Raw genomic sequence first — 12,218 nt, forward strand, 5'->3', positions numbered from 1 at the left:
GCTTAATTAATTTTTTGGTAGTAAATTTGCTATAACACATGGGAAATCTACAATTTGTTGACGATGATAAATTTCTTCTACGGTATCATAGATTGCTATATGTCCATAATCTACCTTTACCCGCTCACGCAAACCTAATCTTTTAATATTAACGTACTCCACTTCACCATAATCATTTTGCGCTTCCATTAAATAAAATCCTACTGCTTCATATGGACTATTGGCTGCAATAATTTTTATAGCAAGTCTTTCTCTATAACTAACCTCATAAAATTTCATTTTTACTTCCCCCTTAGATATAGAAAAAAGCACCTTATAATTGTGCTTTAATCACTCTTATTATTGGTTTAGCCTAGATGGTCTAATACAAGTAGTTCCTAACTTAAAGACAACACAAAAAGGGCTTCTTTAAGTCGATTAAATATGTGCATAGCAAAATAAGCTATATACAATAATCGGCTCAAAGAAGCCCTTTCATAAATGAAACAAGACGCAACTTGCTTCTACAACTCAACCACAACACAAAAAAGGTGTGGGAATAAACGGAATCAATTAAACAATAAATATAGTTATATATTAATCTATTTCTATATCATATTCAATTGTTTTGAATAGAATGAAGATAAGAAGGAACCTTCTATGTAGTTATTATATGTATTGAAGAATAGTGCTCTTGTTTTCCCTACTAAAAATCCCTTCTTATTTTCAGTTCTTGATGTTACTTCATGTACTGCAGTTCAAAATATAGCTTTTCTGGCTTTTGATTTTGGTCTAAATGGCAAAGTATTTCTTGAATAGTTTCTTCTTCTACTTCCATACTTTCCATATAAGACATACTTTCGTTTTCTTGGATCTTTTCAAAAATGGAAGTAGGTAGCTTGTCTGCAGCAAACACACTCATTTTACTTCCTAGCTTTTGTTCGGATGCGGCTTTGTAGAAAATTTCGTTCACAATGACCTCATTATCATCTGGATCGTACATGTAGCCTCTTTGTATATGTAGCAATGTGTTACCCCTTTCTTATATATTCCTTTACGCGAAATAAAAACATTTATATATGTTGTTTTTTCTGTATAAAGGTGTCAAAGAATATTATTTCGTAAAATCCGTACTTTGTATAGAGGTAGATACAGGATTATTAGTTTTCTTAAGTTTTTTTGGTATATGGCGTCCTTTTTTAAACATTTCTAAAAAAAAGAGAAGCTCATATTCTTTTACGAATAGCTTCTCTGAGAAAATGTTACTCCTTTCTTTTTAAACAAAGTTACACCCACCACATCTGTGAAGGATTTTCCTCAATTAAAATAGATTGAAGATTCTTTGTGGCACGTTTGAATCCTTCTTGAATAGACATGAGTGGATCTTCGTGTTCAATACTTACAACATAATCATATCCATATGTACGAAGTACACTCATTATTTGCGACCATTCATCTAAGCTATGGCCACAACCAACAGAACGGAACGTCCAAGCTCTTGTTTTCACTTCACCGTAGGGCTGCATGTCTGTTAAACCATACATATTCACATTTTCTTGATCAATGTAAGTGTCTTTTGCATGAAAGTGAAAAATTGCATTTTCTTTCATTAATAACCTAATAGCAGCAATAGGGTCAATTCCTTGCCACCATAAATGGCTAGGGTCTAAGTTAGCACCTATTGCATTGCATGTCTCTTGACGTAGTTTTAGTAATGTATATGGCGTATGTACTAAGAAACCACCGTGAAGTTCTAAACCAATTTTCACACCATGTTCTTTTGCAAATTCACCAACTTGTTTCCAATAAGGAATGAGCTTTTCTTCCCATTGCCATTTTAAAATATCGTTGTATTCATTTGGCCATGGTGCAACAGGCCAATTCGGGTATTTTGCGTTTTCATGGTCACCTGCTACACCTGAAAAACAATTCACAACAGGTACGTCTAGTAGTGAAGCGAGTTGAATGGTTTTTAACAATGTTTCATGGGATTTTTTTGCAAAAGCAGTATCCGGGGATAAAGGATTTCCGTGACAACTAAAAGCGCTAATGATTAAATCTCTTTTTTGTATATGTTCTATATATGTGCTTCTGACTTGTTCGCTTTCTAATAATAAATCTAAGTTACAGTGCGATCCTCCAGGATAACATCCTGTACCAATTTCTACAGCATGCAAACCGGCTGCTTGTACATAATCTAGCATTTCTTCAAACTCCATATGAGAAAAAAGTGTTGTAAATACTCCTAATTTCATTTATCTTCCCGTCCTTTCTACATCTGTGTTACTACTCTTGTAAATTGCATCAATAATTTGTGATACTTGCAGCGATTCCTCAGGTTTTACAATTAATTCCTCGTCGTATAAGCAAGCTTTTATAAAGTTTTCAGCTTGCAAAATTCCAGGATCACTGTTAGATCCTATCCAAATAGGTTCACTATTTAATAGCATATTATGTTTTGTTGTATATAATTCAATTGGAAAAACATTCATTCCACCGTTTACTCCGGAGATACTTACTTGTTCTTCATCATTTTTAATATTTGCTGCCCAAGAAGTTTCAAATATTAATGATGCTCCATTTTCAAACTTTATGTATGCGGTAACATGATCATCAACTTCAAATGTTTTATAATCATATTTCCCCCACATGTTTATTTGATTTGGTAGCTTACTAACTGCATCATAGACACTACCAATGACTTCTGTTTGTTTTGGATTTCCAATTAACCATAGTGCTAAATCAAGAAGATGACAGCCGTAATCTATTAAACTTCCCCCACCTTGTAATTCTTTATTTGTGAAAACGCCCCATCCTGGCACTTTTCGGCGACGGAGTGCCTTTACACGAACAACAAGAGGCGTTCCAATCTCATCTATCATCATTTTTTTTGCAACTTGTGACTCCTTCATGTAGCGATAATGATAAGCGATAGCAAGTTTTTTACCGCTGTTTTTGGCAGATTCTATCATTTGTTCACATTCTGTCGCTGTTAAAGCCATTGGTTTTTCACATAATACATGTTTCCCTGCTTGTAATGCTGCGATAGAAATCTCAGCATGAAACTTATTTGGTGTACAAATACAAACAGCGTCAACTTCTTTAAAGACCTCCTCATACGTTTCAAATACATAAGGAATGTTATATGTTTCAGCGGTTTGTTTTGCGCGTTCTATGTTTCTATCATGTATAGCCGTAATCGTACAATATTCATGTAACTTTACAAATGCAGGGATATGGCGACCTTTTGCAATTCCTCCGGTCCCTATTATTCCAATGCGTAGTTTCTTCATGTCTTCACCTTTTCTCATAATGGAATTGTAACAATTTGTTTTGTTTCACTTGATTGTATGGCTGCCAAAATGACTTCTAGCGATTTCATTCCTTCTACGCCATTAATTAACGGCTCTTTATCAGAAAGAATAGACTCTACAAACCGCTCAATCACATGCGAATTACTTTGACTAACTATAGCATTCGATTGAATTTTATCAAGCTCATATTTTACAACTTCACCATTTTTATATTGAAGAATGAGTGAGTAAGTTGGATCATCTTCTAGGCGAAGAGTGGCCTTTTCACCATAAATAATTGTTGAATTATCTTCTTTGCTAACGTAAGACCAACTTGCTGCAAGTGATCCGATAATACCACTTTCGCTTTTCAACACACATACTGCACAATCATCTACATTCGAAAATGTTTTTGCGCTCGTCTCAACAAAGGCGCTAACTTCTGTAATTTCTTCATTCAGGATATACCGAATTAAATCGGCTTTATGTATACCTAAATCACCCATTGCACCAAGAAACGCTTCATCTTTTTTAAAGAACCAGCTCTCTTTTCCATCTACACTCCAATTTTCAGGACCACTATGACCAAATGCTGTACGGAAGCTATATATTTTTCCAATTTCTCCATTTTCAATCAACTGTTTTGCCTTTTGGTGAGAAGCGACAAAGCGCTGGTTATGACCAATCATTAACTTTTTACCGTTTTTTTCAGCAGCATCAATCATCTTTTTCGCGTCTTTTTTTGACGTCGCCATTGGCTTTTCACATAGTACATGAATGCCTGATTGTAAAGCAGCGATAGATATTGATGCATGTAAATCATTTGGTGTACAGACACTCACTGCATCTAACTCTTCACAATTGATAAGCTCGTTAAAGTCAGTGTACATATTTACACCATATTTATTGGAAATTTCTTTTGCGCGTTGTTTATTACTGTCACAAACAGCTACGATCTGCACATATGGGTTTGCTTGGTATTCTGGTAAATGACGATACTGCGCGATGCTTCCGCAGCCAATAACACCTACTTTTAAAATATTCAATATCATATCCTCCTTTTGCTCGATTTGAAATTATTATAGAAATTTTTTCACTTAAAAAATATGCCATATATCGTTATGTTTATATCAAAAGTTGCCTTCTTCTATTAGAAATAAGGCAACTTACTTATCGTATTTTGATAAAGGTGTTATATTGCTAACAAGGAGGTGTAAACGTCTATGACAGAAGGGATTTATAATAAACTTACTGAAGCAATTGAAGAAAAGGTCACTTATCAAAATCCATTACTATTTTTAAAGGTATGGGACATTGTTATGGAAACTTCTTATTATGATCAAATTGAGAGTGCCCCTTGGCATTATCATGAAGAGATTGAGTTTTTAGCAATTATAGAAGGATATTTAGGTATACAAAATAAAGATAAATATATTGTTCTTGGCCCTGGAGATGTTTTTATTTTGGGGAAATCTGAGTTGCATCGGTCACATAAAGCTTCTGCAGATTCGTTACACTACATTGTGTTTCAAGTAAATTTAAAACAACACTTTGACCGAAGCATTATACAATATTTACATTGCTTTTCAGAACAAACAAAATCTCTAAATGAGTTAAACTATATTTTTGAACAAAATAAAGTGGTAAAAAATGAGGCTTATGCTCTTATTATAGAAATCTTTACAGAATCAAAAAAGAAAATAAACGGATATGAAATCGCAATTAGTGCTGCTATTAAGAAATTACTTTTAATACTAGTAAGAAATGATACACATAACATTTTAAATTATAGTGAACAAGACGACTTGGCTCGTTTAAAACCCGTACTTGATTATGTAGAAAATCATATAGGAGAAAAGATAACCGTAACCAAAGCATGTGCATTAATAAATTTAAGCTATCATTATTTCATAAAATACTTTAAAAGAATTATGGGTATTTCCTTTTTGGATTATGTGAATTATAAGCGCATCAAACAAGCAGAAAGTTTATTAATAACAAGTGACCTTAGTATTTCAAATGTCGGATGTGAAGTTGGAATTGCAAACATGTCACAGTTTTATAAGTTGTTTAAAAAAGAGAATAACTGTTTACCAAAGGAGTTTAAGCAGCGAATACAAAGCAGTAAACAAGCCACCCTTAAAAGAAATTAATAGCTTGTAAGGGTGGCCTAGTGTGTTGCGAATAGCTTTGTATTTAATTGTTTAATCTCCCCTTCTGCAAGGGGCTCATAAAATGCATGTTGTAATCCTTGTATGTGCAAGGTTTCTCCTATACATAACAATACTTTACCAGGTATCAGGTCGAGTAATAGTTCATTATTAATTTGCTTTGCTTGGTTTTCAGTAGAAACATATATAACTAAGACTGTAGGATTGTTTCCTAAATCTTGCATAATAACATCTTTTCCTGACTCTACGAAATCTTTCCATCGAGCAATAATTCGTTTTAAACGATCCTTTTTATCTGTTAATAGGGTGGAGTATACAACGAAATTAAATTTGTGATTTACTCCACCTTGCACAGCAAAACTTAAAGGAGGGGTAAAAACCCCTTTACTAATAGATGGATGCATGATATGCCCTAAAAACGATGGGGCATAACGCAGATGGCAGATTAAATCTATATCGTGCCAATAACGTAGGTGAACATATTTACCGTGATTATCAATTCGTTCTGGAGCAAAGAAGAACATATTTCCCTGCCAGTATTTTAAAAACTTGTAACCATTGTCGGATAACGTATATGTTTCTTCAAAACTCTCCATATCAAAACTCTCCACTTGCCATTTTTCAATTAGACGGTAGTAAAGTAATCCTTGAAGTGCATCATTTATTTTCTTACGTGAATATTTCTCCTTAAATAAATATAATAAATGATTAAATCGAACGGATGTATGAACACCAATGAAAGCAAGTACGGTATACTGTTCTTCTGTTAAATGCTGCTTAAACTTAACCAATTCATCAAAAGAATGGAATACATAGGTTTTATCCAGTTCATGTATTCGATATATTTTAAGTCCCTGTACATCCTCACTTGATAAATGAGGAATAGAAGGGACATAAGTAGGCAATTGTTTCTCTATTGTACGCATAGTCATCCATTAAAATTGGAAAATTGACGAATTAGTTTTTTTACTTTGTCCCTGCGGATAATTTAGGATACGCACTGTACCTTTTCTATTTTTGGCGTCGATATTAAGCAGCTCACATGTAACAATCGTTTGATTTTTCGCATCTTCTACAGTTGGATTGGCAAGATTACGGCTCTTAAGTCCTTTAAACTGAATTCCTGGTGCAACCTCTACGAAAATACCCGCAATAGCGTCTACCCCTACAATTTTACCTACAAATCGGTCACGGCGTTTCTTTAGTTCTAACAACTTTTCAATTGGATCTGTTTCTAGTTTCTTTTTATTTCCTCTAAATTCATAACGGCCATTCTTTTCCCCTACTTTATCGATGATAAGTTCTACAACATCACCAATGACAATATCCTCCGGACGAACGAATGTATAGGACCAGTGTGAGTACCTTACACCTATTGTTACACCATGCACTTCAACTAAGACCGTTTGTGCAGATGGGATATGTCCTGAAACGATTCCTGTGTATACCTTGTTGCCCTCTTGCGCTGTCACTTCTTCATATAATCTTTTTTGAAGTGCCAATTCCCCTGCTGTGATAGATACAACAGCAAAGTTGCCTTCTTCCGTTTTTTGGAAGTGTTCAATGATAACAGGCTTTGTTCTACCCACTAGCCATTGAGGATTTTTAGGAACATTTATACCCGCCTCTGTAATGGGGCAATATGCTGTTGTATGAGTACCAATTTGCATTGTAAGTACTTGTATACGCTCAGACTTTCCGTTTTTAGTTGGGAATAGCTTTTCGGATACGACTGTAATCAAGCCTTTTCCTACAGTACGCTCACGTTTCATACGGGCTAATTCCTCTAGTTCATGATCACGTACTCGCTCAAATTGATTAAAGTTTGTTTCTAACACCGTGTCACCTTGTGGGTTCTCTGTTTCAAAAGCCATTCCAAGTTCTTCTACAGTTTGAGTGTTTGTCTTATCTTCTGCCATTATATTTTCCTCCTAGAACGTAAAAAAGGACACACCTGTACCGTTGGGATGGTACGTAAGGTGTGTCCTTCACGTAAATTATGTTTTATTTATATAGTTGTTAATACAAATATAATGGTATTTCTACTTAAATGCAAGAATAATTTTAAAATCATAAGTTTGCTATAGGTTGAATCAAAATCTAGAATACAGTCTTACTAGGGCTCTACTGCCAACATTTCAGAAAGATAACACGCTAAGAGTATGCATAATTTTATACAATTTTTCGGGTAATCCAGTAACAAACGAGAAACCTAAAAACGCGACATAATAGGATTGTATAAAAAAATGCATTGCTCCATAGAACGGAAAAAGGAGATTTCCTTGTGAAAGTAGGATTCCTTCTTTTTCCTTTCTACCGATAATGAGACATTATGTTAACCGTACGTGTATAAAATATACACTTAGATTATAGAATTTATAACATTTAAAACGAATTAACATTTCATACAATACGTCACTACTTTCTATAAAAAAACAAAATTAGTACCTGATAATATTATTTAGTGTTAATATAGAGATGAAAGGGGATTTAATATGAACTATACACAACAAGTGCAAAAATTTAAAAAAGACTATGTAGCCAAGATTCCCAAAAATGTTCAAACAATTATGCAACGAGCAACAGATGAATTAACAGCATCTAAAAAAACATTTAGTTTAAATGTGGGGACAAAAGCTCCTAATTTTACATTGCATAATCATAATGGGGTTCCTGTCACTTTATACGAAGAACTAAAGAAAGGACCTGTTATCCTAACATTTTATCGAGGAGTGTGGTGTCCTTATTGTAATATGGAATTGCGAGCATACCAGGCTATCCTAGACCAATTAAAAGAACAAAATATACAATTACTTGCTATTAGCCCTCAAATACCTGATCAAACTCTTACTACACATGAAAAAAATCAGCTACAATATCATGTATTAAGTGATTTAGATGATAAGGTATCAGAGACATATGGACTTAAATTTACAGTTCCTGATTATATGAAAGAATACTATATAAAGTTTGGAGCAAATTTATCTCTATACAATGGAAATGACTCTTGGGCCTTACCTATACCAGCTACTTATTTAATTAATAAAGCTGGTGAAATTACATTTACTCATGTGAATCCAGATTATACAAATCGAATAGATCCTCAAGACATACTGCAAATAATAAAAAATAAATAAGCCTAATAGTCTTATTTACATAATTATCGAAGGAGGATCTATACTTTCTCTAAAAAACCGCTTCTATTTTATAGAGAAGCGGTTTTTTTAATGAATACAACTATGAATTAACTTTAACTGTTCTGTTTATATATTTTTTCACTTTTTTTTTCTACGCGATGTATAATGCTTTCTCCTTCAACATCAATGTTAGGCAAAATTTTATCCAGCCATTTTGGCAAGTACCAGGCTGATTTACCCATGAGAATCATGAATGCAGGTACGATTGTCATTCTCACGATGAATGCGTCAAAGAAAACACCGAATGTAAGAGCCATGCCTATGGATTTAATGATGGTATCAGGCGCCAACATGAATCCAATAAATACAGACATCATAATTAATCCCGCTGCGACTACGACTCTCCCGCTCTCTCGCATTCCTTCTAGAATAGCTCTCTTTGGATCACCTGTATGCGTATATACTTCCCGCATCTTGCTCACTAGGAACACCTCATAGTCCATGGCGAGTCCGAACAAGATGCCAATCAGAATGACAGGCAAGAAGGCTAAGATCGGACCGGCAGCCGGGAACCCAAATATATTTTGGAAATGTCCATCCTGCACGAAAAATACCACGGCTCCCAACGTAGCGCCAAGAGACAGTAGAAACCCTAATACTGCTTTTAATGGAATGAGCAGAGATCTAAACACTAGAACTAAGAGTACATACGCAAGTCCCACAATAAGGGCAGCAAAAACTGGCAAGGCGTCACTCAGCTTTTGCACGATATCAATATTCATCGCTGCTGTTCCCGTTACCATTAGTTCAATTCCATCTTTTTTCTCAGTCTGGTTCGATTTGTCCCGGATCGCTTTTACCAAATCCTTTGTCTTTGTATCGTCAGGTCCAGTTTTTGGTGTAATAGAAATCATATAAATCTTTCCAGAAGGCCCCGGGATAGCTGGTGTCACACTTTTCACGTCAGGTAGGTTATCCAATTCTCTTGCGATGATGTTCATAGCATTTTGCGTTTCAGCTGTTGCTTCCTCTGATTTTGCTACTACCATTAAAGAGGCATGAAATCCTTCCCCATATGCTTCCGTCAATAAATCATATGCTCTTCTTTCTGTCGTTTCTGTGGACTTTGTTGTTCCATCAGAAGGCAGTCCAAGGTTCATATGGAAAAAAGGAATCGAAATCACTGCAAGTAGTCCGATTGCGAAAATCGTAACAATCAGAGGACGTCTTATGACAAATTCTCCCCATTTATTTGAACCAGCATGTTTCTTACCTGCCCCAGTCATCTTTTGTAAGAATCGATTTTGTTTAGATGGGGCAATCTTATGGCCGACAAGTCCCAAAATAGCTGGTAATATGATGATGGAAACCAACACCGCTGCAAGCACAGTAAAGGCAGCGGATACGCCCATCGCTGTCAGGAATGGAATCTTTGTAACAGACAGTCCCAAAAGACCTATAATAACAGTTAATCCCGCGAAGATTACGGCACTTCCCGCTGTTCCCGTTGCGATGGCAACAGATTCTGGAACAGAATCTCCTTGTGCAAGCTGCTGTCTAAAACGATTGATAATGAAGAGTGCATAGTCTATGCCTACTGCGAGTCCCAGCATGGCAGCTAATGATAAGGAAACTGATTGGATTTCCACATAATTGGTTCCAATCATGATTCCTAGCATTCCAATTGCTAATCCGATTATCGCAGTGAGAATCGGCAGTCCAGCTACTAAAAAAGACACAAAGGTAAATGCCAGGACTACGAAGGCAACAAGAACTCCGACAATTTCAGTCATACCTGAAGTCTCTGAGTCAGAAAACGTAACATCGCCTCCTGATAACTCCGTTTGAATGCCGGCATCCCTTGTTGTTTCAATACTATCTAAAATCGTATCTTTAGAAGCTTCTGTAACCTTTTCTGCTTTTACTTTGTACGTAACAACTGCATATCCAATTGTCTTATCTTCACTGAAGTTCTGCAGTTGCATCGGTGCTGCCACAGAATCAACAGCTGAGTCTTTTTTTATCTCTTCAAGAACTCCTGCAATTTTCTGTTGTACTTCCGCTGACTCCAAGGTTTCATTTTTGGGTGCTTTAAATGCCACTTTTACTTGGGCACCTGCTGGTTGCATCGCTTTAAACTCTTTTTCAATTACTTTTCCTGCTTTATCTGCTGGTGTATTCGGAATACTCAGCTCGTCCTTGAAAGAGGAACCCATGTTGACTGCAAAAAGCACTAATGCAATAAGAATTGCGAGTGCGCTGAATACAACCTTCTTCCTATGATTTACTGCCCAATATCCTAACTTATACAGATGTTTTGCCAATTAAATCTCACCCTATTCTTTTCAAAAATTATTCTTCTTACGTTGTAATCTAGAAACGTACAAATACCTGAATTACACATAATTAATATAATAAGATTTTAAAATACTTATTATAGATTGTATCTGAATATCCCTCCCTATTTATAGCTTGCAAAATGGCGACAAATTGCCAGTAAGAAACAAAGAAAATGGTACACATTGACAGCGATAATTTCCTTTTATACAATGAAATTATCACCGCACTAACAATTGTACTTACAAGTGTAAGTATAACAGTGAATTTTCATCTTTCAAGCAATATGTGATGATTTACACTTAAAACGAACATAATGAAGGGATGTGTTAGCTTTGAGGAAGTCAAGAGAAGACAGTATACACTCTCAAACATACATTATGGAGGCATTGAGCGCACTGTTGCATGAACATAAATTGCAAGATATAACAGTAACAGCTATTTGTAAAAAGGCTGGAGTTGCCAGAGTCACATTCTACAAATACTACCGCAACGTTTACGACGTCGTGCAAGCATCTGTGGATGAAATTGTTCAACAATTCTTAAAAGAGGTTGATAGTTTGGATCCGTATGAAAGTATGCAGCTAATTATTGAATATATCATAGAGGGATTTGTCTCTGCACAGAAGCCGTCAGGAAAGTTAATTGATGCAAATATATCTAATATGATGCTTGATTACTTGAATTATACAATGGAAAAGGTCTTTCAAGCGGATATTACACACGATCATGACATGAGCAGAATGCAAATCCTGTTTTTAGCAGGCGGTATCTTCAATATTGTTACCGATTGGATTAAAAGAGGGTCAAGGGAGTCTCCTCAGGCACTTGCTGCAAAAATATACGAGATTCTTCCATATGGGACAACAGATACACGGAATTTGGCAAATTCCTGATACAACTATTCTACCTTTTATTACATCTTAAAAAATGGGCACCACATAAAAAGCTGTAAGTATTTCATCTAACCATAAACGGCCGTTTTTGGTTAAAAGAGCAAAACTTTCTTTCATATAGTCTCGCCACACATCCATCAACTTAAGATCTCATAATACCCTCAGAACGAAAAAAGTGTACATTTTGCCCGCTTTTTATTGTTTTGGGGTAACTCGTTCTTTTTAGCTTGATGGACATGGGGTACGGCCCACATTTTAACGAAAATATACGCTAAGCAAATTTCGACATAAAAATAGCCGAATTTTCTACTCTAAGAAAAGTCCTGCTTTTATTTTCAGATTTGTTGTAAGGGACGAAGAGCTTCTAATGTTGTAGTATCTTATAACGACAGAAAAATGGTCAAG

11 protein-coding genes are annotated in these 12,218 nt (G+C 35.4%); 3 read left to right on the forward strand and 8 right to left on the reverse strand.

Translation table 11 applies throughout. From position 1 onward, the window contains the following. Window positions 1–6: 6 nt before the first annotated feature. The 5 genes from B9A45_RS31275 to B9A45_RS31295 form a co-directional block, all read right to left on the reverse strand. Window positions 7–279, reverse strand: a complete 273-nt coding sequence (locus B9A45_RS31275) for a hypothetical protein (protein ID WP_084065942.1) — start codon at window positions 277–279, stop codon at window positions 7–9. A 439-nt stretch (window positions 280–718) separates the two neighbouring features. Continuing rightward, the gene (locus B9A45_RS31280; protein WP_084065943.1) at window positions 719–982 is read right to left on the reverse strand and encodes a hypothetical protein; all 264 of its coding nucleotides are present in this window, start codon (window positions 980–982) and stop codon (window positions 719–721) included. A 283-nt stretch (window positions 983–1,265) separates the two neighbouring features. Further along, the gene (locus B9A45_RS31285) at window positions 1,266–2,234 is read right to left on the reverse strand and encodes a sugar phosphate isomerase/epimerase family protein (RefSeq protein WP_084065944.1); all 969 of its coding nucleotides are present in this window, start codon (window positions 2,232–2,234) and stop codon (window positions 1,266–1,268) included. Further along, window positions 2,235–3,290, reverse strand: coding sequence for a Gfo/Idh/MocA family protein (locus B9A45_RS31290; protein WP_084065945.1), 1,056 nt, complete (start codon window positions 3,288–3,290; stop codon window positions 2,235–2,237). After that, window positions 3,287–4,318 carry a Gfo/Idh/MocA family protein gene (locus B9A45_RS31295; protein ID WP_098323925.1) on the reverse strand — a complete coding sequence of 344 codons (1,032 nt, stop codon included), beginning with the start codon at window positions 4,316–4,318 and terminating at the stop codon, window positions 3,287–3,289. Before B9A45_RS31295 ends, B9A45_RS31290 begins: the two co-directional genes overlap by 4 nt. 177 nt (window positions 4,319–4,495) lie before the next feature. Between B9A45_RS31295 and B9A45_RS31300 the strand changes: the two genes are divergently transcribed. Beyond that, window positions 4,496–5,425, forward strand: a complete 930-nt coding sequence (locus B9A45_RS31300) for a helix-turn-helix domain-containing protein (protein WP_084065947.1) — start codon at window positions 4,496–4,498, stop codon at window positions 5,423–5,425. A 17-nt stretch (window positions 5,426–5,442) separates the two neighbouring features. Here B9A45_RS31300 and B9A45_RS31305 read toward each other — a convergent pair whose 3' ends face one another. After that, window positions 5,443–6,369, reverse strand: coding sequence for a hypothetical protein (locus B9A45_RS31305; protein WP_084065948.1), 927 nt, complete (start codon window positions 6,367–6,369; stop codon window positions 5,443–5,445). Window positions 6,370–6,378: 9 nt separating this feature from the next. Continuing rightward, on the reverse strand, window positions 6,379–7,362 hold the full coding sequence (locus tag B9A45_RS31310) for an RNA-binding protein (protein WP_084065949.1): 984 nt from the start codon (window positions 7,360–7,362) through the stop codon (window positions 6,379–6,381). 576 nt (window positions 7,363–7,938) lie between these two features. Here B9A45_RS31310 and B9A45_RS31320 point away from each other — a divergent pair. Continuing rightward, window positions 7,939–8,580 carry a peroxiredoxin-like family protein gene (locus tag B9A45_RS31320; RefSeq protein ID WP_084065951.1) on the forward strand — a complete coding sequence of 214 codons (642 nt, stop codon included), beginning with the start codon at window positions 7,939–7,941 and terminating at the stop codon, window positions 8,578–8,580. Between the two features lie 113 nt (window positions 8,581–8,693). Here B9A45_RS31320 and B9A45_RS31325 read toward each other — a convergent pair whose 3' ends face one another. Beyond that, the gene (locus tag B9A45_RS31325; protein ID WP_179135428.1) at window positions 8,694–10,904 is read right to left on the reverse strand and encodes an MMPL family transporter; all 2,211 of its coding nucleotides are present in this window, start codon (window positions 10,902–10,904) and stop codon (window positions 8,694–8,696) included. A 393-nt stretch (window positions 10,905–11,297) separates the two neighbouring features. Here B9A45_RS31325 and B9A45_RS31330 point away from each other — a divergent pair, with 393 nt between their 5' ends. After that, window positions 11,298–11,813 (forward strand): TetR/AcrR family transcriptional regulator, encoded by a 516-nt coding sequence (locus tag B9A45_RS31330; protein ID WP_084065952.1) that lies wholly within the window; start codon window positions 11,298–11,300, stop codon window positions 11,811–11,813. The last annotated feature ends 405 nt before the right edge of the window (window positions 11,814–12,218 follow it).

This window comes from Bacillus sp. JKS001846 (genome assembly GCF_900176455.1).
Taxonomy (GTDB): domain Bacteria; phylum Bacillota; class Bacilli; order Bacillales; family Bacillaceae_G; genus Bacillus_A; species Bacillus_A cereus.

Coding starts and splice junctions, on each gene's coding strand:
- B9A45_RS31275 (WP_084065942.1), bottom strand. CDS start 279: ATGAAATTTTATGAGGTTAGTTATAGAGAAAGACTTGCTATAAAAATT.
- B9A45_RS31280 (WP_084065943.1), bottom strand. CDS start 982: ATGTACGATCCAGATGATAATGAGGTCATTGTGAACGAAATTTTCTAC.
- B9A45_RS31285 (WP_084065944.1), bottom strand. CDS start 2,234: ATGAAATTAGGAGTATTTACAACACTTTTTTCTCATATGGAGTTTGAA.
- B9A45_RS31290 (WP_084065945.1), bottom strand. CDS start 3,290: ATGAGAAAAGGTGAAGACATGAAGAAACTACGCATTGGAATAATAGGG.
- B9A45_RS31300 (WP_084065947.1), top strand. CDS start 4,496: ATGACAGAAGGGATTTATAATAAACTTACTGAAGCAATTGAAGAAAAG.
- B9A45_RS31305 (WP_084065948.1), bottom strand. CDS start 6,369: ATGCGTACAATAGAGAAACAATTGCCTACTTATGTCCCTTCTATTCCT.
- B9A45_RS31310 (WP_084065949.1), bottom strand. CDS start 7,362: ATGGCAGAAGATAAGACAAACACTCAAACTGTAGAAGAACTTGGAATG.
- B9A45_RS31320 (WP_084065951.1), top strand. CDS start 7,939: ATGAACTATACACAACAAGTGCAAAAATTTAAAAAAGACTATGTAGCC.
- B9A45_RS31330 (WP_084065952.1), top strand. CDS start 11,298: ATGGAGGCATTGAGCGCACTGTTGCATGAACATAAATTGCAAGATATA.